This is a genomic window from Gallibacterium salpingitidis (assembly GCF_001678495.1).
Lineage (GTDB): Bacteria > Pseudomonadota > Gammaproteobacteria > Enterobacterales > Pasteurellaceae > Gallibacterium > Gallibacterium salpingitidis.
Genome location: NZ_JTJL01000056.1, coordinates 1 through 21680, shown reverse-complemented (window position 1 = coordinate 21680; position 21680 = coordinate 1). Strand labels below are relative to the sequence as shown.

Here is a 21680-nt window from a genome sequence, read left to right as displayed (position 1 = left end):
AATGACAAAAAGCATTAGCTTTTTGAACGTTGCTTGCAACGGCCCGTTAGGGTGAGCCAGTGAACAAAGTTCACTGGCGAATAAAATGAAGTCGCTCTTTAGGGCGAAACTTAAATTGTAGATAAGAAATAATTTAGCACAAAGTTTTATAATTGACTTTGTCAATAAACAGGCTCTTTTTGAAGAGTATGATTAATTTCCCGGTTTATAAAATCATACAAACTGATTACTAAAAAAATTCTAATTTTCTCTAGCTATAATTGCTTGCATTCTTTTTATTGACAAATTTAAGTCGAAATAAGCTAAATCTTTCAGTGTTATTTCATTCCACGATGATAGATTGTGGAGTAGAATAGCGAATTTCTTGACCTCGCGAAAAAAGGAAAAATATGAATTTTATCGGTAAATTAATAGGCGTAATTGTTGGTTTTAAATTCGGTGGTTTTTTTGGTGCAATTTTTGGCGCATTTTTAGGCCATTTAGCAGATAAAAAATTATATGAATTAGGCAATGTAGCCTCTTCTTTATTTGGCCACAAGGTATCACGTCAGTCGCTATTTATGCAGACTACTTTTGCGGTAATGGGACATTTAAGTAAAGCAAAAGGCAGAGTTACCAACGAAGATATCCAATTGGCTACTGCAATTATGGATCGTATGCAACTAAGTGCAGATCAACGTCAATTGGCACAAGAAGCTTTTACTCGTGGTAAAGCAACAGATTTTCCAATTCGTCAAGCGATTAGAGAGTTTCGTGTTGGTTGTGGTGAACGCAAAGATCTGTTGAGAATGTTCTTAGAAATTCAAATTCAAGTAGCATTGAGTGATCAAGAATTACACCCAAATGAGAAAGAAGTGTTGTTTATTGTTGCTGAAGAACTTGGCTATTCTTCTTTCCAATTTGAACAAATGCTGGCAATGATTTATGCGGCGCGCCAATTCTCACAAGGTGGTGGCTTTTACTATCAATATCAGCAATATCAACAGCAAGGTTATCAACAACAATCTGGTGGCGGTTATCAAGGGGCAAGACAAAGTTCATCAGGCCCAACATTAGAAGATGCCTATCGAGTACTGGGAGTGTCTGCTAATGATGAACGTGAAGTGGTAAAACGTGCTTATCGTAAATTAATGAATGAACATCATCCAGATAAATTAGTCGCGAAAGGCTTACCAGAAGAGATGATGGAAATGGCAAAAGAAAAAGCACAACAAATTCAAGCAGCTTATGATTTGATTTGTAAAGTAAAAGGGTGGAAAAAATAATGAAATCAACACCAATATTTCCAAAAATTTTAGCAATTTTTATTGCCATTTTAATGATTTGGTCATTTATCCAACCTTATTCGCGAGAAGTTTGGATTGCCGAAATGGTGCCGGTAATATTGGTGTTTTTGTTATTAATTGTCACTTATCCTAAATTTCAATTTAGTACTTTCGCTTATGTACTAATGAGTGGTTGGCTAATTATGCACACTATTGGTGCACATTATACTTTTGAGCGAGTTCCTTTTAATTGGGGAAGTGAGTTGTTATCGGGTTGGTTAGGTGAAGGCCGCAACCATTTTGACCGCGTTGCACATTATATTATTGGTTTTTATAGTTTTCCGATTGCTGAATTATTAGTGCGTAAACGTTGGGCGAATGTGATTACTGCTGGTTTATTTGGCCTTTTCTCAATAATGAGTATTGCGGCTGCTTATGAGATTATTGAGTGGCAATACGCAGTACAAGAAGGCGGAGATGCAGGAATTGCTTTCTTAGGTTCTCAAGGTGATATTTGGGATGCACAAAAAGATATGTTGGCAGATACTTTGGGTGCAATAACGGCATTAATGTTGTTCTATTGGCAAAGACCAGATAAAAAATGCGCGTAATTTTAGCTCCAATGCAAGGCGTATTGGATCCGTTTATGCGCCAATTATTAACCACATTTAACTGCTATGATCTCTGTGTTTCGGAATTTGTCAGAGTGGTTAATCAATGTTTACCAAAGAAAGTTTATTATCGCCTTTGTCCAGAACTGCAAAATCAAGGCTACACTGCAAGCGGAACGCCTGTAAGAGTGCAATTATTGGGGCAAGAGCCAGAATGGTTGGCGGAAAATGCACATTTGGCAATTAACTTAGGATCACATGGCATAGATCTCAACTGTGGTTGTCCATCAAAAACAGTCAATGGTAGCTGTGGTGGCGCCAGTTTATTAAAGCAACCAGAATTAATTTATCAGGCGACAAAAGCGATTCGTGCGGCAATTGGAACTTCGCATACATTAAGTGTAAAAATTCGTTTAGGCTGGGAAGAGAAGACATTTGCCTTAGATATTGCAGATGCAGTACAACAAGGTGGCGCTGATGAAATTGCAGTGCATGGCCGCACTAAAATGGATGGTTATCGTGCTGACCGTATTGATTGGCAAAAAATTGGAGAAATTCGTCAATACCTGTCGATTCCTGTGATCGCCAATGGTGAAATTTTTAACTGGCAAGATGCGAAAAGTTGTTTAGACATTACAGGTTGTAGCGATTTAATGGTTGCTCGTGGTGCTTTGCAAATTCCCAATTTGAGTGAAGTAATTAAACATCAAGCGGCACCGTTAGCTTGGCGTTATGTGGTGGAGTTGTTGCAACATTATAGTCAGGTAGAAAATCAGTGGGATAGTGGTTTTTATCATTTAGCAAGAATTAAGCAGTGGTTAAGATTTTTGCTGAAAGATTATATTGAAGCAGCGGCTTTATTTGACAAAATTAAAAGCTGTACGACAACAGAAGAATTAAAAATAGTATTAAATAGAGAAGAAAATGAAATATAACTGGATTTTGTTTGATGCTGATGAAACCCTATTCTCGTTTGACTCATTTGCTGGATTGAAGCAACTGTTTGCACACTATAATGTTGATTTTACTGAAGAAGATTTTAAAGAATATCAACAGCTTAATAAGCCATTATGGGTAGCTTATCAAGATGGCAAGATTGATGCGAAAACCTTGCAAGAGAGTCGTTTTGCGGAATGGGGTAAACGTTTAGCGGTAAAACCAGCTGATCTAAATCATGGTTTTTTATTATCAATGGCAGAGGTGTGTCGTCCGTTGGATGGTGTCGTGGAAATGTTACAACGATTACATCAACGGTCTAAATTAGCCATTATTACCAATGGCTTTACGGCAATGCAGCAATTACGCCTTAATAAAACAGGATTAAGCGATTATTTTGAGTTTGTTGTCGTTTCAGAAGAGATTGGCGTATCTAAACCAAATCCACAATTTTTCCGCCATGCGTTGGAGCTGGCCAGTCCTAAAGATACGAAACAAGTATTAGTTGTTGGTGATACTTTAGAGTCGGATATTTTAGGCGGTAATAATGTCGGCTTAGATACCTGTTGGTTAGATCATGGGCGTGAAAATCTAACCGAAATTAAACCAACTTATCAAATTCCACGTATTGCTGATTTATTGCAAGTGGTTGAAAATTCGTAAACTTTTCTTTACGCTGTCTTTATTTCTGTACAGCTACAATGTATGATAGCGCAGTGCAGAAATAAGGAGGCAGATAATGCGTTTTGCAATAGCTTGTGTTGATCGAATTGGTGTCGCAAAAGAAGTTCTTGATTTATTAGCAAAAGAGCAAATCAACTTAGAAGGGATTGAGTTAAAAAAAGTTGATAAAAATGGCTTCATCTATTTGAAGATTGAAGACATTGCAGCGTTTCAAACAGAATATTTGATCGATAAGTTACGCGATATTGCTGGTGTTAGCGCAGTTTCACGTTTAGATTACCTACCTTATGAACGCAAAGCGATTGAATTAAATGCTTTATTTGAATCATTACCACACCCGATTTTATCGATTGATTTGGCGGGTAAAATTGAATTCGCTAATCAATTAGCTAGCAAACTATTATTACCCTATTTGCAAGAAAAAAAGCCTAAAGCACTCTCCTTGCAAAATTCTCTATTAGCGGATGCGCTGCCTTTATTACAACAAGCCACTTGGTATAAAGATTTCCTACAACAATCACAACAAGATCATTTATCAATCGCACTTTCCCATCAAATTCAATTAGACGATCAACAATGGCGCATGGATGTATTGCCCTTAACTTTTAAGGAAACTGACCAAGTATTTGTGGGTAGTGTGGTTACCCTGCAATCCTTTGATATGTTACGTATTGATCCGCAACAATTTAATGCTTATCACAGCAATACTTTTGCTGAAGTGGTGGCAAAAAGTAGAAAAATGGCGGAATTAGTCGAATTAGCGAAAAAATTCGCATTTTCTGATGCACCTTTATTGATCCAAGGGGAAACAGGTACAGGTAAGGAATTTATTGCCAAGGCGTGCCACAATTTAAGCAATCGTCGTGATCAAAAATTTATTGCTGTAAATTGTGCTGGATTACCGCCAGAGGATACCGAAGCAGAGATGTTTGGTTATCATACCAATGAGCGTCAAAGTATTGGCTTTTTTGAATATGCGGATCAAGGTACAGTGCTGTTAGATAACATTGCTGAATTATCTTTGCCAATGCAGGCAAAATTATTACGTTTTCTACATGATGGTACTTTCCGTCGCGTCGGTGAAGAACAAGAACATTATGTTAATGTTAGGGTGATTTGTACTACACAAGAGCCGTTATCAACTTATGTTGAGCAAGGTGTCTTGCGAGAGGATCTGTATCATCGTCTAAATGTGCTGGCATTGACGATTCCGCCATTGCGAGAACGACAAGAAGATATCCCAGGATTAGTTGCACAATTTGTGAAACATATTGCTGCTGAATTAGGGATTCCTCAACCGCACTATTCAACAGAGTTTATTGCCTTTTTACAAAAGTATGCTTGGGCTGGCAATGTACGGGAGCTTTATAACGCACTGTATCGTGCTTGTTCGTTAGTAGAAAATGGGCAGTTACAGATTGCTGGCTTACATTTACAAGATCGTATTATTAGTAATTTTAATTTGGAGCAATTTGAGGGCGCCACTTTAGAGGAAATGTTAGGACGTTTTGAAGCGGCAATTTTGCAAAAGTTTTATGCAGAATATCCGAGTACCAGAAAATTGGCGCAACATCTAGGTATTTCACATACTGCCATTGCGAATAAATTACGTCAGTATGGAATTACCAAGTAGTCTAAATTAGCTATAACAGTATGATGACAAAATATGCTAGAATAGACGGTCAAATTTTTTGATTTTTCTGGGTAGCTGGCATTAACCCATAATTAGCGGAGGAATAAATGACGGTAGCAGCGAATAGACGTTCAATCATGACCCTTTTTTCAGATAAAAATGATATTTATAGCCATCAAGTCAAAATTGTTTTAGCCGAAAAAGGCGTAGCCTATGAAACTGAAAATATCGAACCAGGCGACATCTCAGAAGATTTATTAGAACTCAATCCAACTGGTAGTTTACCAACTTTAGTTGATCGTGAATTAGTACTATTTAATTCACGTATTATTATGGAATATCTTGATGAACGTTTCCCGCACCCACCATTGATGCCTGTTTATCCAGTTGCGAGAGCACAATGTCGTTTATTGATGCAGCGTATTGAAAATGACTGGTATCCACTTTTTGCTAAAGCAAAAGATGAAACTCATCCAGAATCAGCAGCGGCGAAAAAACAATTGAGAGAAGAGTTATTAGCGATAGCGCCAGTATTTTCACAATATACTTATTTTATGAGCGATGAATTTAGTTTGGTGGATTGCTATTTAGCGCCATTATTTTGGCAGTTGCAATTATTAGGTGTGGAATTTAGTGGTGCAGGTAGTAAAGCAATTAAAGGCTATATGAATAAAGTCTTTTCACGTGATAGCTTTGCTAAATCATTAGGAAATAGTGCAGCTCTTAATATTATGGATGATAAGTAAGGATTAGTTATGGCAACAATTACGCCAAAACCAAAACGACCATATCTGTTACGTGCTTATTTTGATTGGTTAGTAGATAACGAATTAACACCTTATTTGGTCGTTGATGCAGACTATCCGAATGTTGATGTTCCTGTTGAATATGTTCGTGATGGTCAAATTGTGTTGAATTTATCACCGAATGCAGTAGGTAATCTTTCATTAGGTAATGAAGAGATTCGTTTTAGTGCTAGATTTCAAGGTGTTATTCGCCATATTGTGATTCCATTGGGAGCAGCAATGGCGATTTATGCACGTGAAAATGGGGATGGCGTGATGTTTGAACCTGAAGATGCGTATGATATTGAATACCTTGATACTGAACAACCAATCGGTTTTCATCAGATAGTTGATAATCCTAAGACTTCACAAGACACAGAACAGAAAAAAGAGAAGAAAAGCGAGAAAAAAACATCGCATTTACGTGTTCTTGATTAATCCTCCATTATGCCGCAATTGATTGCGGCATTTTTTTATTTCCTCGAGCATCATCACAATTTACTCATCTTACGATAAAGGTTTTCTGAGCGGTCTATTATTGTATCCTCGTTATAGAGGAGAAGGATAATGCAGAAATATCATACTGGATTCACGTTAGTTGAAGTATTAACTGTGATTTTGATTTTGGCATTATCGTGGTTATGGCTGACACCGACTTGGCAGCAATTTAATTCTCAATTAAAACTGTATATCGAACAATGGCGTTTAAAACAATATTTAGCACAAGTGCAACAACGAGCAAATACATCAATGGGCAGTTGGGGATTGCGAGTAAGTATTTCTCCAGATCGTCGCCGTTGGTGTTTATTAGCACAACAAGAAAAGGAGAATTCCACTCCTTGTGATTGTTTTCATTTAGCTACTTGTAATCAAGCGAATAATCTCGTCTATTTTCCTTATAGCAGCAATAACATCAGTTTTCATACGAAATACACTTATCCACAACCTTTAACAGTGTTTAATAGCACACGCAATACCATGCGTAATAGCTGTTTTATCTTGCAACTGCAGAATAGCAATCAGCCTCAAAAAATCGTTTTTAAATACAGTGGATTCGGTGAGGTAAAAGTTGATGATCAAGAAACAACCAGTGCCTGTTTATCCTATGCCTCGTAAAACAACACCTTTTCTATTGGGTGTCACTTTACCGGAATTGTTGGTGACGTTGGCAATTGCTTGTCTGCTAATGATGATTTTATCGAATTGGGTATTGTATCTTTATCGTCAACAAGAACAACGACAACAACAATTACAGTTACAGCAGGCTGTCCATAGTGCGTTACAATTGATGAGCAAGGATCTGCGCCGCAGTGGATACCATTTCCCAAAATCTCAGCATAATTTATTGTTATTTCAATGGCAAAAACGTAGTTTGACACTCAATCTACCGAAGCAAGATTACTATCAATGCGCTATGTTTTTTTATGATCTGAATAAAGATGGCTGCATAGGCAATCAAAATAGCAATACGGCCTGTACGATCGGTGCACAAAATAACAGTCAAAATATCCAAAAAGAGTTGTTTGGTTATCGGTTAGCTGCAGGAAATCTAGAAATGCTATTTATGTTTGCAGGAACGATTAATGAAAATTGTACTACTGCTAACTGCCAACGACATATAAATAATCCAAGTTGTTACAGCAAAGGTTGGTCAAAATTTTTTGATCAACGTTATATGGTGAGAGAGTTAGCTTTTCGATGGTTGGCTGAACAGCGAGGACTTAGTATTGGTTTAACAGTATCGCTGCGTTCGGAGCCAACGTTAAGTTATCAAGCAACTGCACTTGTTCCTTTGCTCAATGAGGTCGCTGAATGAGAGGGTATTATTCAGGCTATTTCAGTTTGTTAACGATATTAGTATTAGGTAGCTTAAGTTTGTTATTGTTATGGCTTCATCAAGATAGCTTACATTTTTATCAACGCGGTTTATTAGCAAGAAATAGTGATCTGACGATGCAAAGGAAATTGTTTCGTCAATATCAACAACAATATGCACAACTTTGTCAGCCAATAACAGCTAAAGAGAGTGCATTTAGTGAGGAGCTGACGGTAACGGGTAAGCATACTGCGGCAATTTTTTATGTTGATTGTTTAAAAGAGGCTCTGTTTATTGAGTTACCGAAGGCAAAACAAAATCAACCAAGAGCAAAATATTTAAATTCTCACTATTTGATAACTCAGCCAGTATATGATGAACCAATTTATACCTCGTTACATCAACCACTATTATGGATTATTGATCAGCCAACAGTGTGGCAATTAGATGGAACAATTTATGGTGTTGTGATTAGTAATGCCGATTTGAAGATAGACGGAAAAGGGAAAATTGTCGGCGCTATTATTAGCGATCAGAAGGTTATATTAGGCAATAAGGTCAAGATCGAATTTAGTTCATCAATTGTAAATAACCTAGATGCTCAATTCTCACATTGGCGAGTGGCAAAAGGAGGTTGGCATGATTTCTAATTTCCAGAAAGGGCATACTTTGATGGAAATAGTAGTGGTATTAAGTTTTCTGTCAGTAATGTTATTAACTGGGCAACGTTGGTTAAATCAACAGCAGCAACAAACAGCTAAGTTATGGCAATATGCCCAAGCACTACAAATTGCAGAAAATCAACAAACATTGCAATTGTTGGAGCAATCTTGCCAACCTCAAGTAACACAAAATAAGGTGACTTTTCTGATTCGTTGTGAGGCGGATATGATTATTGTTGAATATCCGTTAGGGCAAGTAAAAATTTACGGATAATGTTATCGTTTTGTTTCATGATCAGTATAATAAGTGCCATTTTATCAACAAGGAGCATTTATGTCAGAAACGTTTAAAGAGATTGAAGCAGCTGATGCGTGGCAATTAATTCAACAACAGCAAGCTGCATTAGTTGATGTACGAGATATCCAACGTTTTGCTTATAGTCATCCTCAAGATGCTTTTCATTTAACTAATCAAAGTTATGGTGAGTTTTGCGATCGTTATGACTTTGATGTTCCGATCGTGGTGATTTGTTATCATGGTAACAGCAGCCGCAATGTGGCGCAATTCTTAGTCGAACAAGGTTTTGATGAAGTATATAGCGTTAGAGGTGGATTTGACGCTTGGGTTAAAGCTGATTTACCAGTTGAGTCTGGTTTGGAGTAAGCTTAGTAAAAAGCACTACAACTAATAATAAATGTAGTGCTTTTTTATGCGCTAATAGTAGCTTAATGTAATCCCTAGTGAAGCAAGGAATTTTTGCTCTTGTTGTAATTCCGTTTGTAGCAGTGGATTACGTGCAAGATAATTAGTTGGAAAGAGTAACTGCCATTTTTGTGTCGAGTTAGTAGATAAACTAATTTCAGCTTGTTCAGTGGCTTGTCGTGTTTTATTAAATAGAACAGCAAAACGTAGCAATAAAATTAGTGCCAACACATCTTCATTGTTATAGCGATAACAATCAGGAATATCTGCAATTCTAAAAATACCAGTATGGAATCGTGCCAAAATAGCGAGTAAACGTTGTTGTTCACTATCGAAACCGGGTAGTTCAGTATTCTGTAAGATATAGGCAGAATGTTTTTGTACATTGCGATGATTAATGACAATACCGACTTCGTGGGTTAGTGCAGCGTAGAAAAGGATTTGGCGTAATTCATAAGCGAATTTTTCTTCTTTCCAGGAGTTAAATTGATTTGCCAACATTTGTGCAATATGCGCAACTCGTGCTGCCTGTTCACGATCGAGATTAAATTGTTGATTTAAACTATTAACGGTACGTTCGCGAATATTACTTACTCTAAATTTATCTTCAAAGTTATACATTACTCCTTCTCGCACCGCACCGTCTGAGTAGCGCATTGCTTTAATCTGGAAGTTTTCAAATAGGGCAACGAGAATCGCTAGACCAGGGACAAAGACGTCAATACGATTATGATGTAATCCCGGTAAATGAATTTGGCTAAAATGTTCTGCTTTTAGCGTACGTTCTACTAATTCATTTAAGCGCGGCAACGTAATTAAACCATCTTTAAAATGTAACGCGAGCAGCACTTCACTGACTGTTTTGATTGTACCAGATGAACCTAAAGTCGCTTCCCAACCCAATTGGCGATATTCCCAAGCAAGATCTTCAATTTTTTCCAAAGCACATTGCTTAGCTTGCTGGAAGCGTTCAGCACTTAATTTGCCATCAGCAAAGAAGCGTTTGGCAAAACTGACACAACCCATATGACGGCTTTCGGCAATTAATGGTGTGAAATCATCTCCAATAATCATTTCAGTTGAACCGCCACCGATATCAATCACTAATTTCCGACCTTTTTCTGGCTGTGTATGTGAAACACCAGCATAAATCAATTTCGCTTCTTGCTGTCCAGAAATGATATTAATTTTATAAGGGAAAACACGCGCCGCTTGTTGTAAAAATTCGTCACTATTGACTGCACGACGTAATGTGTAAGTACCAATAACTTGAACATTTTCCGCTGGGAATCCTTGTAAACGTTCAGAAAAAAGCGCAAGACAAGCAACACCACGATCAATGGCTTGTTGGCTTAGAACTTGATCTTTATCTAATCCTTCGGCTAATTGTACTTTTTGTTTTAGTCTGGAAAGAATTTGGATTGAGCCGTTGACAATGCGGGCAACAATCATATGGAAACTGTTTGATCCGAGATCTACGACGGCGATTTCTTTCATAATAATTTACCTGTGTGTCTTAATGTTCAAATTGGTATAGAAGATCAACAGCTTGTGATGTTCCAGATACTGATTGTAAATATAATTTTGGCAATAAGCGATAGCGAAGCGTCAATTCTGCTAACGGTTCGAACAATCCAACACCATATTTGACTTGCAAGCGAGGTGTTATATAGCCGCTTACTACGACTTGTGATTGATCGCCTAATCCTTGCGTTTCTAAATTAAGGTTTTTGATGCCGAAAGTTTCGCCAATTTGTCCTACCATTTTCCCTGTTTTTGATAGACTCATACTGATTAAAGCAGCGCCTAAAGAAGCACTGGAACCAGTATTTTCAGAGGACAATGCGCGGCCAGTTAATAAGTAAGATAAAGCATTATCTTGTGACATAGAAGGTTCAGAGAAAACTTGAATCGTTGGTGATTCTGCTAAACCCGAAACTCTAATACCAGCGGTAACAGTAGTGGTTTCCATTGCATTTGGATTACGAATCGCTTCGATATTCAATGTCGGTTGCGATGGTAAGCCAGAGAAGATAATTTCACCTTTACGGATCAATAAATCTTGACCAAAGGAGGCATAGCGACCGTTGAGTAGATGAATTTGTCCGAATAGACCAAGTTGGTTATCTTGTTGACGAACATTTAACACTCCTTCTAACTGACTTTTTAAGCCATAAGCGCTGACTCTGACTCGCTGTCCGAGATTGATCGTAATATCAGTGGATAGAAAGGCATTACTTTTTTCACTAAATTGTTCCAAGCGTTGTTTAGCTGATAGTTTAGGATGTTGTTCTAGAATCACTTCATCATCACTGACCCCAATAGCGCTGTCAGGTAATTGTTCGATTTCAATATTGGCAAAAGGTACGTCAACTTTCCCTTCAATGTTGAGATGGTTTGGTTGTGCGTGTAAATGGATATCTGGCACGATAGTGAGTTTTGCCATTTCTGGAATCGTTAAGGAAAATTGATCGGATGTGGCGGCAAGATTTGCTTGCCAATGATTTAATACTCTCCAATCGCTATCGCCACGTAGGCGTAAGGTACCTTCCTTGGTGACGATTTCACCATTCATAGTAGATCGATTGCCGTTAAAATCTAAGTCAGCAAAACCATCAGTAATTGTGAATGGTAAAGCTGGCATAGAGCTAGTTAAACGAGTTAATGATAATTTGCCATGCAGCAGAGGATCAGTGAGATTACCGGCTAAACTAAGATTAGCATTAATATTGCCATTTAGGCGGTCACCAGCATTCAGTAATTGCTTAATCAAAGAGAGTTGTAAATCAGTAATTTTGATCGTGCCGCCAAGTTTTTGATTGCTCATTAAATCATTGATGGATAAATCAGTGTTAATTGCACCATTGTCGCGAATCTTAATCTCACTTTTCGCAGTTAATTTATTATCTTTAATCTTTCCATCTAACGATAATTTATTGAGTTCGAGATTAAATTGACGATAGTCTATTTTTTGTAATAACGCTAAACGAGAACTATCTAAATGTAAGGTTAGGTCAAACGGTTTATCTTGATACCAATTGACTTCACCATCTAAATCAAATTGTGATTCTAATTTGGTGTTGTCGGTTAAAAATTGTTTTAAGAACGCTAAATTGGCGTGCTGTAATTTAAATGGAATATGACCGTCAGCGCCTGCGGTAAATTGTTGAGGAAAACAGAGCGGTAAGCTATTGTTTTGCCAACAATGAGCAGAAATTTTGGCTTGCGTATCTTTATGTAGATAATTGATTTTAATTGCTTTATCGGCAGTAAACTTACCAATTAACGTATCGAGTTGAGTGTTGGTTAATTGCCCTTGCCAAGTTTGTGCAGCTCGATCAAAGTTTCCTTGTAAATCAAGATCAATGGATGCTGGTTTGCCCTGTGAACGAACTTGTAATTTATGCTGATGTTCATCGCCGTTCGCTTTAATATCAATTTGCGAAAGTTGTACACTTTCACCATATTTAAATTGATTCAACGCGAGATCAAGGTTACCACGCAGATTTTGTTGATCACTTTGGATCTTACCCTTAATAGCCGCTTTTTGTAGTAATAAATTAGCAAAGCGTAGATGTGGAATCGTTAGATCGAGATCCAATTCTGGTTGTTGGATATCGCCAGTGATGTGCGCTGTTCCTTTGGCAGCAGCGTCTAAACCTTTATAAAGTCCAGCCAAATTCGGTGCATTAATGGTGAGGTTGAACTGCGAATCTTTTGCTAATTTACCATTAAAGGCAATTTGGTTATCGCCATAACGGAAATCAAAATATTGGCTAAGTAATGGAATTTCATTGCTTAGTGCGATATCGCCTTTAATCATAATAGGTTTATTGTTAGCATCACCAGTGAGATCAATGATTGGAACATTTACTTGCCAACCTTGTGCATCCACTTTTCCTGATGAAGCTAGTTTTCCTGATAAAGTAGCTAACCAATCAACACTATGGAAATAGCGATACACATTTAAATGTTGTAACTCTAGTTGGCTATCCCACGCGACACCATTTTGCCAAGAAACATCACCTTGTAAATTAACATTACCATTAAGGCCGGAAAGTGCTGCTTGTTGAATAGTAAATTGATCAATCGAGCCATCACCTTTGAGATCAACATCCACAGTTGGTGAATGCATACCTTCTACGTTACCTTGCAGATTGGCTTGATAATTAATTAGATCACCAGTGACATTTAAGTGCGTTTTCACCAGACGAATTTGATCAGTAGCTGGATTAGCCTCTTTTGGTAAATAGAGCGGATACTTAGCTTGCTGAATAGCCAAATCGACGTTTAAAGGCAATTTTGGTTGTGCTAAGTTAAGTTGTGCATTTAGGGTCGCATCAGCCAGTCCTTTAATAGTGATAGCCGTATTTAACTGATCATATAAAGCACCGTTGGCACTGATAGTGAAATTTGTTTCAGGTAAGATTACTGGTGCATTTTTTTGCCCATTTTTCTCAGTTTGTTGATGTAATTTACCAGTTAAATCTAGCTGTAATGGGTAATTTGTTTGTTGCTGGAGTAACCCTGTACCATTAAGGTCTAGGATAGAGCTGTTTAGCTGTAATGTGGTAATTTTGACTTGTTGTTGATCTGCCGTTGCTTGGATTGCAAGCGATGGAATTTTTATTTCTGACAGTATCTCACCGCTGGCAGAACGTTTCTGATATAACCAATCTTTCGCCGCTAAATTTTCAATAGTAAAGGTAACAGGTAAATGGAATGGTGTTTCTTTATCCAAGATCGGTTGTTGCAATTGTTGTTTTATCGCGTCCCAGTCAGTTGGTTTATTTGTTTGCGTTGTTTGTTCGGCTTCAGGTGATACTAAAGGAATATTGCTCTCCTTTTGCATAGTTTCTAACCATTGCAAACCATTAATTTCTGTTGGTAAAAGTCGAAAATGGTTGGCTGTAGTTGCCTGTAAACCAGTGGCAAAATGCGCTAATTTGAATACTTGATTATCGAGTTTGAAGTTAAGTTTATCAATTTCTAGCTGTTGTAGGTCAATATTAAGCGGCATTACAAAAGCAGTGTTGCTATCTTGATCTTGTTGTTCTGTTTTGCTGAGTTGTGAAGTATCAATTGCAATATTAGGTTCAACAAGTTTAATTTGATTAATGCAAATATCTGCATGCCATAGACAATCGGTGTCAAGCTGTAAACGTGCTTGCGCAACATTAACATCAATGCCATTAGTGCGATAACTAACGTGATCTAATTGCAATCCTTGTTGCAAGTTACCGCTAATTTGTTCGATCGTTAAGTCGTTAAGTTGTTCGTCGATAAATGAAATAAGTTTCTGTTGCGCATTTTGGCTTTTTAATAAAGTAAATACGCTCAAAATAATGAATAATAATACGATGGCTAACACCCAAATAAGCCATTTAATGACACGACGAGTTTTGCTCTTTTTAACTGTTGGCGAAGATGTTGTTTCAGTAGTAGTTGGCGTTTGTTGTTCTTGTTCTTTCACAGTTCTGATCCTATGCCAATATAAAATTCAATATTTTTACTATTATCTTTATCGTTAATTGGGGTAGCGATATCAAATTTCACCGCACCAATTGGCGAATTCCAACGTACGCCAATTCCCGCACCTTTGCGTAATTCAGCAAAAGAGAATTTATTTGCGGCGAAACCAGTATCATAGAACATTGCTCCCCACCATTTTGGATACACTTGATATTGATATTCAACACTAGAAGTGAAGAGTCGATTACCACCAACTAGCTTGTTGCCTGCATCTCGCGGAGAAATTTTATGATAACCATAACCTCTTACACTGCGATCGCCCCCAGCAAAGAAACGTAATGCTGGTGGAATTTTCTCAAAACTTTTAGTGGAGATGTAACCAACTTCTGCACGCACTAAAAAACGATGATTATCGTAATAAGTGCGAATCCATGAAGTAGAGGCGAGAGCAGAATAGAAATCGACTTCTGAACCAAATAATTTATTACCCCAGTTAAGGGTGATTTTTTGTGAATCTCCCCAATAAGGGAAAAGACCGCCACGCATGCGAGTACGGTTAAAACCAGCTGTTGGGTAAATTAATAAAGTGTGATTGGAGATACCAGCTTGGGTAAAGTTATCGTAACGGGCTCTGACACCGAAAGAGTTTTGCCAACCCGTTTCGCGATTCCAATAACGTAAAATTGCCGCATTTAGCCCTGAGGTTTGGGTATCGTTGTCATTCTCTTCTTCATACCCGGTTGAAATTTCATAGTAATAATTCAACGGATTTTTCAGTAAAGGAATTTTATAAGTAGCTTCGATAGTTTTTTTCGGGTCTGAAATATAGAAGCGAGAAGAGAAACTATGACCACGACTATTAATCCATGGTTTATTCCAACCAAATTGTAGGCGAGGGCCTATGTCAGTACCGTAACCGATCCCGACTTCATAGCTGTTTTTTAAACGTGGTTGTACTAATACTTCCAGATCGACTTTTTTCGTCTGCTTATTGACATTTGGCTGTACCAGCACTGATTTAAACCAGTTACTTGCCGAAAGGTCAGTGCTTAATTCAGAAAGGTCATTAATAAAATAAGGATCGCCTTGGTGAATATTGAGAATATTGTGCAAATAGGCGTCTTTAATTTGTGAGCTTTTAAAGCTGATATTGCCATAATGATAACGTTTACCGCTATCAAAGGTTAATTGCCAGTAAGCTTCATAAACTGATGGAATGATCGCTAAACGGTGAGTTAAGAATTGCGAATCAAAATAACCCTTAGCTAATGCTGTTTTTTCTAGCTGCGCTTTATAATCATCATAGACACCTTGATCTAAGATTTCTCCATTTTTTGGCAATTGTTTTTTTAGCGCTAAAAAATTTTCATCTTGTTCCGCTTCGCCAAGAATTTGGACTTGTGTTTCTGCAATTTTGACTGGGTTATCCAATTTAACATTCGCAATCAATAAATCTTTTGCCTTATTTGGTTGAGGCACAAATTGATAGCTGATTTGACTATTAAAATAACCGACAGCACGTAATGCCTCACCAATTGCTTTGTTTGCTAAGTAGTGATAACGATCGGAGTCTTCAACGGGAATATCTTTAAGTGTTGAAAGGTGAACGGTTACGTTGTTATAGGCTTTTTTATCGTTGATTCCTTTCACTTGTAATTCGATAGCTCTATCAGCCATTGCATTGGTGAAAATGCATAGCCCAAGTAGGGCAGAATAAAAGGATTTGTTCCACTGCATTTTTCTAATCCTTTGTAATGTCTAAATCATATACTGGCGTTAATGCTTGCCAACGTTAGCAATATATAGCTGAATTTTCAAGGATCTATAAGAAATTTACTGAGGAATACCTCTTAAATTTTCCTGAAAATGAAATGGTGGTTGTGAGGTTGGGGCTGGAATATCACTAAACCATAAAATAAATGGTTGGATAAGCTCTGGAGATTGTTGCCAAAGTTGGCTGATTCGCACTAATTGAATATCAGATGGCAATTGAAATAACTGTTGTTTTAACACTGCTATCGTATTTTTGCGCGGATGACCAATAACAATTGCCGTACCATGTTTGCGAGCATATTGAAGTGCTTTATGAAATTGGGTTAATACACTGGTGTATTCATTATCATCATCTAAGAAAATATTACGTTCTAACACAGGTACACCATAAGTTTTACCAACTTTATCGGCAACACTGCTGCCAATAGTTTTGCTATCTAAAAAAGAGAGTCCTCTTTGCGCAAGTTGCTGCATTAATGATGTCATTAACGGTAGATTGGTGGTGGCAGCGCTGCCCATATGATTATTCATACCGATAGCATTTGGAATGATGTGTTGAGCAAGATCGACGCGATGGGCAACTTCGGCAGCAGATAAACCTAGAATTAAGCCATTTGGTTCTAATTTTAGATTACCTTTTGGTTGCATTGGCATATGAATCAATGTATCTCTACCTTGGCGTTGAGCTTGCTGTGCTCGGGCTTTAGCGTGTGGTGCACTTGGAATAATGGCAACATTAACAGCTAAAGGTAAAGCATAAATTTCGTTATCTTCATGGACACGATAGCCAATATCATCGATCACAATTGCTATTCTTGCCGCGTGCGATAGTTGTGCAAAAGGTAAGCAAAAGAGTATTAAGATGATATAACGTATCCAATTCTTCATAACCTATCCGATATTACTTTAACCAGCGAGCAGGGTTGACTGGTTCACCTTGACGGCGAATTTCAAAATAGAGCGCAGCATGACGACCATCTTCACTTTGCCCTACTTGAGCAATGGTTTCACCAGCACGAACAACATCACCGTTTCTAACATTTAGAGCATTATTATAGCCATAAATACTCATATCGCCTCTACCATGATCAATGACAATCACTAAACCGTAGCCTTGCAAACGATTAGCGAGAATCACTTTACCTGGAGCAATTGCATGGACACTAGCACCTCGACTAGCTTGGATCACGATCCCTTTCCAACGAATTTCCCCCATTTGAATCGAACCAAAACGATTGGTGATTCTACCTGAAACTGGCATTGCATATTGACGTTTTGCTGATCCTAAACCATTACCACGTCCAACAAGCTGTTGTTCTCTTTCACTAGGGCGATAATCTTGATGTTTTTCTTCAGCTTGTTTTTGTTTCTGTTTTAATGAGGCTAGCTCTTGTTGTTCTTTCTCTTTGGCAGCTCGTTCGGCAGCAAGAATTTCTTGGCGTAAGCGGTTTTCGTTCTCTTTCAAGCGAGCCAGTTTATCTTGATTCACCTCAATACTACGATTGAGTTGTGCCAAGGTTGATTGATGTTCATTTTTCACTTGTTGCAAAGAACGTTGCTGTTGGCGTTGTTGTGAAATTTGTTGTTGTTGCTGTTGTTGCTGTTCTTTTGCTAACTGTTGTTGCTGTTTCAATTGTTGTTGCGTCTGTTGCAACTCTTGAATTAGTGCAATCTTTTGTTGGTTGAAATACTTATAGTAAGTATTCATACGATCACTATTTCTAGCGTCATCAGAAAACATTTTTTCTAACTCATGCTGTTGCAGGTTTTTACGATAAGCAGAATCTAACAGCTGTTCTAATTGTTTTTTTTGTGTTTTTTCTTGTTGTTGTAATTGACGGATCTGCTTTTGGGTTGCCTGAATATCTTTATTCAAGCTTTTTAACTCGTTTTGGCTCTGTTGGAGCTGATTTGTGATATGTTCAATTTTTTGTTGTTGCTGTTGTAATTGTGTTTGTAATTGGCTTTTTTCTTGCTGTTGCTGCGCAATTTTATGTTCTTGTTGCTTAATTTGTTGTTGGATATTTTGTAAATCGTTAGCCGCGTAGGCTGTAGTGATGCCTACGAAGAATAAGACATTCCATAATAGAACGGCAGATTTACGCCATAAAAAAACAAACTTAGCCATAACCAATAAACGATCTCGTAGGAAAAACAGAAAAATTCCGCATTATTTTAGAGTTTTTTTTGCTAAAGATCAGCAATTCCAATAAAAGCGAAGTTGTTCTATTTTAAAAAGCCCTAAATTTTGTTATAAAAGGCGCAGTTTTTTGATCTAATTTTTAGGAGAGTAATTATGCAACTAGTATTTATTCGTCATGGGTTAAGTGAGTGGAATGCGTTGAATCTTTTCACTGGCTGGCGTGATGTTAATTTAAGTGAAAAAGGTGTTGAAGAAGCAAAAGCAGCAGGTCGTAAATTAAAAGAAGCTGGTTTTGAATTTGATATTGCCTTTACTTCTGTATTAACCCGTGCGATTAAAACTTGTAATCTTGTATTAGAAGAATCAAATCAATTATGGGTGCCACAAATTAAAACTTGGCGTTTAAATGAACGTCACTATGGTGGTTTACAAGGTTTAAATAAAAAAGAAGCGGCTGAACAACATGGTGATGAACAAGTTCATATTTGGCGCCGTTCTTATGATGTATTACCACCTGCATTAGCAAAAGATGATCCAAACTCAGCACACAATGATCGTCGTTATAAACATTTACCAGCAGACGTAGTACCAGATTGTGAAAACTTAAAAGTTACTTTAGATCGTGTATTGCCATTCTGGGAAGATCAAATTGCACCAGCGCTTTTATCAGGTAAACGTGTTCTTGTTGCTGCACATGGTAACTCACTTCGTGCATTAGCAAAACACATTGAAGGTATCTCTGATGAAGGTATCATGGATCTTGAAATCCCAACTGGTCAACCATTAGTGTATGAATTAAGTGATGATCTTAAAGTTCTCAAAAAATATTATCTTTAATGATTAATTAAACTGAAAAAGCACTTTTCTGTATTTCAGGAAGGTGCTTTCTTTTTATGTGGATTTTCATAATAAAAAGAAAGGTTTCGATTGTTTAATCCTATTAAGAAAGGTTATACTTATCCGACTTTTTGAATAGTATTAGGAAGAGATTAAATAGATGGAAGAATTTATGCCAAAAGCGCTCGCATTTGCCTCACAACATACAGTGATGGTAATTGCGTGGGTTGTTGTTTTTGTTGGAACAATTTATGTATTTGCCAAAAGTATTATGTCTGGCGCAAAAGAGATTGATCAGGCTACTTTATCGTTATTAGTGAATAGACAAAATGCTATCATTGTTGATGTACGTAGTGTTGACGACTTTTTGCGTGGACATATTGCAGGTAGTCAAAATTTCTTACCAAGCGAAATTAAACAACAAAAACTTGGTAAATTAGAGCAGTATAAAGAAGTTCCGGTGATTGTAGTATGTGCGACAGGACTTACTTCACGTGGTTCAGCAGAACAACTTTATAAACAAGGGTTTAAACAAGTTTATTCATTGAAAGAGGGTATCCAAGGCTGGAGAACGGCAAATTTACCTCTTGTTAAAAAGAACTAACATAAGCAAAAAAGGAACTGAATTATGGCAGAAGAAAATAAACCAGCAGACGATCAACAAGCGGCAACTGAAGAGCAACAAGCACAGCCTGTGTTGCAAATTCAACGTATCTATGTAAAAGATATTTCGTTTGAAGCGCCGAACCTACCACACCTTTTCCAACAAGAGTGGAAACCAGTTTTAAATTTTGATCTTGATACTGAAACCACAGCGTTAGCGGAAGATCTTTATGAAGTAGTGTTACATGTTTCTGTGGAAACAAAATTGGAAGGTAGTGATACCGTTGCGTTTATTTGTGAAGTAAAACAAGCTGGTATTTTTGCAATCAGTGGTTTAGAAGAAATGCAATTAGCACACGCATTAACTTCACAATGCCCAAATATGTTATTCCCATATGTACGTGAATTAGTCGCAAATTTAGTGAATCGTGGTACTTTCCCAGCATTGAATCTTGCACCAGTAAATTTTGATGCACTATTTATTGAATATTTACAACGTCAACAAGCAGAACAAGCTGCTCAAGAAGAAGCTCCTGCGACAGTGAATTAATATTGTTTGTACAAGCGTGGTTTATCAAGAGATGACCACGCTTATTTCTTTGTGATTGATGTAATTAGGTTTAAGTAACATTTAGACTAGATAAAGATCTCATCACTAAGTCAATATCTTTATTTTCCAGTTCTTGAATTATATGTAAGTATGTTTTTTGCGTTGTGGTAATGCTTGCATGTCCTAATCGTCTAGCTACACTTGCTATTGAAACCCCAGCAAACAGTAGTAATGAAGCGTGTGTGTGGCGTAAGCCGTGTATCGTGATAATTGGTAGATGAGCCTGTTTACAGTATCTCGTAAGTAGATCGTTAATCGTTGAATTATAAACTTTTTGTCCTTCATGTAAGAAAATAGGCATATTGCTAGGTTTATTTTTTATTAATTGAGAAAATTGGATAATAGTTTGCCAATCGAGTTGTACTTTTCGATTAGAAGATCTATTTTTTGTTGGTAAAAAACCACCATCCCCTTTGTAATCCCAAGTTTTATTGATAGTGAGTGTTTGACGAGCAAAATCAAAATCTCTAGGTGTGATCGCAAGCGCTTCTGAAAAACGTAATCCCGTTTTAGCTATCAATAGAATAAGCCAATCAAATGTGATTTGTTCATAAAGTTCTAATTGGTAGAGTAATGTTTGTAATTCAAACTGACTAAGATATTTTGTTTTTTTCTCTCTAGGTGTTTTACCTTTGATAATTGCTTTACGAGTGGGATCTCGTTGAATCAGTCCCTCGTCAACAGCATCTAGAATTGCTCCTTTGATTTGATGGTGAAAATCCATTGTTGTCTGTCTTTCATGTGTAACAGCATAATCATTTAATAATTGTTGGTAACTACTTCGAGATAAATCACATAGTCTTAATTTTGGAGCAAGCCGAATTAACCAAGTGTGAGTCATATGATATTTAGCCATAGTAACGGAACGGATAGCGCCATCTTTATAAATAGTGATCCAACGTTGATAATAACGATGAAATAACTCATTTGAATCGTATGTATTTGAATTTGGCATAGGAATCTCCCAATACTGATAGGTAAGAAAATGGATAGATAAATTAATTAGTTAATTTGTTGTTGTACTACAGTGGGTATATTTGTAGTAAACGTAATGAAATTATTTCTCCTGTATGGATTTTCAAGGCTTATATTTTGGTAAATCAGTGATATTGATAAATAAGAATTGATGGAAAACTTACACTTATGA

The 21680-nt window shown here is 37.2% G+C and carries 21 protein-coding genes and 1 pseudogene; 16 read left to right on the top strand and 6 right to left on the bottom strand.

The genetic code is table 11. The annotated features are described in order from the left end of the window. The first annotated feature begins 389 nt into the window (after positions 1–389). From djlA to glpE, 13 genes and pseudogenes are all read left to right on the top strand, one after another. Positions 390–1265 carry a co-chaperone DjlA gene (gene djlA, locus QS62_RS09695; protein ID WP_066109447.1) on the top strand — a complete coding sequence of 292 codons (876 nt, stop codon included), beginning with the start codon at positions 390–392 and terminating at the stop codon, positions 1263–1265. Next, entirely contained in the window at positions 1265–1876 is a 612-nt protein-coding gene (locus tag QS62_RS09690; RefSeq protein WP_066109444.1) for a DUF2238 domain-containing protein, read from the top strand. The genes djlA and QS62_RS09690 overlap by 1 nt, the downstream gene beginning before the upstream one ends. Further along, positions 1867–2811: a tRNA dihydrouridine(16) synthase DusC gene (gene dusC / locus QS62_RS09685; RefSeq protein ID WP_066109440.1), complete on the top strand. Its 945-nt coding sequence runs from the start codon at positions 1867–1869 to the stop codon at positions 2809–2811. The genes QS62_RS09690 and dusC overlap by 10 nt, the downstream gene beginning before the upstream one ends. Continuing rightward, positions 2801–3475: a pyrimidine 5'-nucleotidase gene (gene yjjG / locus QS62_RS09680; protein WP_066109437.1), complete on the top strand. Its 675-nt coding sequence runs from the start codon at positions 2801–2803 to the stop codon at positions 3473–3475. The genes dusC and yjjG overlap by 11 nt, the downstream gene beginning before the upstream one ends. Positions 3476–3551: 76 nt before the next feature. Then, a pseudogene (locus tag QS62_RS12215) lies at positions 3552–3755 on the top strand (ACT domain-containing protein); the annotation flags it as partial. A 402-nt stretch (positions 3756–4157) separates the two neighbouring features. Beyond that, a complete protein-coding gene (locus QS62_RS12100) occupies positions 4158–5129 on the top strand; it encodes a sigma 54-interacting transcriptional regulator (protein ID WP_197496294.1) in 972 nt (323 codons plus the stop codon). Between the two features lie 107 nt (positions 5130–5236). Continuing rightward, positions 5237–5875 (top strand): stringent starvation protein SspA, encoded by a 639-nt coding sequence (gene sspA / locus QS62_RS09670; RefSeq protein WP_066109431.1) that lies wholly within the window; start codon positions 5237–5239, stop codon positions 5873–5875. 9 nt (positions 5876–5884) lie between these two features. Continuing rightward, complete coding sequence (locus tag QS62_RS09665; RefSeq protein ID WP_066109428.1) at positions 5885–6352, top strand: ClpXP protease specificity-enhancing factor; 468 nt, start codon at positions 5885–5887, stop codon at positions 6350–6352. 129 nt (positions 6353–6481) lie between these two features. Further along, on the top strand, positions 6482–7030 hold the full coding sequence (locus QS62_RS09660; RefSeq protein WP_066109425.1) for a prepilin-type N-terminal cleavage/methylation domain-containing protein: 549 nt from the start codon (positions 6482–6484) through the stop codon (positions 7028–7030). After that, positions 6987–7730, top strand: coding sequence for a prepilin-type N-terminal cleavage/methylation domain-containing protein (locus QS62_RS09655; protein WP_231923705.1), 744 nt, complete (start codon positions 6987–6989; stop codon positions 7728–7730). Before QS62_RS09660 ends, QS62_RS09655 begins: the two co-directional genes overlap by 44 nt. Then, positions 7727–8380, top strand: a complete 654-nt coding sequence (locus QS62_RS09650) for a DUF2572 family protein (RefSeq protein ID WP_066109423.1) — start codon at positions 7727–7729, stop codon at positions 8378–8380. The genes QS62_RS09655 and QS62_RS09650 overlap by 4 nt, the downstream gene beginning before the upstream one ends. After that, entirely contained in the window at positions 8370–8666 is a 297-nt protein-coding gene (locus QS62_RS09645; RefSeq protein ID WP_066109420.1) for a DUF5374 domain-containing protein, read from the top strand. Before QS62_RS09650 ends, QS62_RS09645 begins: the two co-directional genes overlap by 11 nt. Positions 8667–8726: 60 nt before the next feature. Beyond that, on the top strand, positions 8727–9056 hold the full coding sequence (glpE, locus tag QS62_RS09640) for a thiosulfate sulfurtransferase GlpE (RefSeq protein WP_066109414.1): 330 nt from the start codon (positions 8727–8729) through the stop codon (positions 9054–9056). 51 nt (positions 9057–9107) lie between these two features. On the opposite strand, the gene ppx is transcribed toward glpE, so the two are convergent. The 5 genes from ppx to envC form a co-directional block, all read right to left on the bottom strand. Beyond that, complete coding sequence (gene ppx, locus QS62_RS09635) at positions 9108–10592, bottom strand: exopolyphosphatase (RefSeq protein WP_066109411.1); 1485 nt, start codon at positions 10590–10592, stop codon at positions 9108–9110. Positions 10593–10611: 19 nt separating this feature from the next. Further along, positions 10612–14568: an autotransporter assembly complex protein TamB gene (tamB, locus tag QS62_RS09630; RefSeq protein WP_066109408.1), complete on the bottom strand. Its 3957-nt coding sequence runs from the start codon at positions 14566–14568 to the stop codon at positions 10612–10614. Further along, positions 14565–16304, bottom strand: coding sequence for an autotransporter assembly complex protein TamA (gene tamA / locus QS62_RS09625; protein ID WP_082966180.1), 1740 nt, complete (start codon positions 16302–16304; stop codon positions 14565–14567). The genes tamB and tamA overlap by 4 nt, the downstream gene beginning before the upstream one ends. Positions 16305–16400: 96 nt before the next feature. After that, entirely contained in the window at positions 16401–17228 is an 828-nt protein-coding gene (locus tag QS62_RS09620) for a divergent polysaccharide deacetylase family protein (protein ID WP_066109404.1), read from the bottom strand. Positions 17229–17241: 13 nt separating this feature from the next. Further along, positions 17242–18468: a murein hydrolase activator EnvC gene (gene envC, locus QS62_RS09615; RefSeq protein ID WP_082966179.1), complete on the bottom strand. Its 1227-nt coding sequence runs from the start codon at positions 18466–18468 to the stop codon at positions 17242–17244. A gap of 168 nt (positions 18469–18636) precedes the next feature. Here envC and QS62_RS09610 point away from each other — a divergent pair, with 168 nt between their 5' ends. From QS62_RS09610 to secB, 3 genes are all read left to right on the top strand, one after another. Further along, positions 18637–19320: a 2,3-diphosphoglycerate-dependent phosphoglycerate mutase gene (locus tag QS62_RS09610; RefSeq protein WP_066109399.1), complete on the top strand. Its 684-nt coding sequence runs from the start codon at positions 18637–18639 to the stop codon at positions 19318–19320. Positions 19321–19480: 160 nt separating this feature from the next. Next, complete coding sequence (locus QS62_RS09605; protein ID WP_066109396.1) at positions 19481–19924, top strand: rhodanese-like domain-containing protein; 444 nt, start codon at positions 19481–19483, stop codon at positions 19922–19924. 24 nt (positions 19925–19948) lie between these two features. Next, complete coding sequence (gene secB / locus QS62_RS09600) at positions 19949–20473, top strand: protein-export chaperone SecB (RefSeq protein ID WP_066109392.1); 525 nt, start codon at positions 19949–19951, stop codon at positions 20471–20473. A gap of 70 nt (positions 20474–20543) precedes the next feature. Here secB and QS62_RS09595 read toward each other — a convergent pair whose 3' ends face one another. After that, positions 20544–21488, bottom strand: coding sequence for a site-specific integrase (locus QS62_RS09595; protein ID WP_066109389.1), 945 nt, complete (start codon positions 21486–21488; stop codon positions 20544–20546). Between the last annotated feature and the right edge of the window lie 192 nt (positions 21489–21680).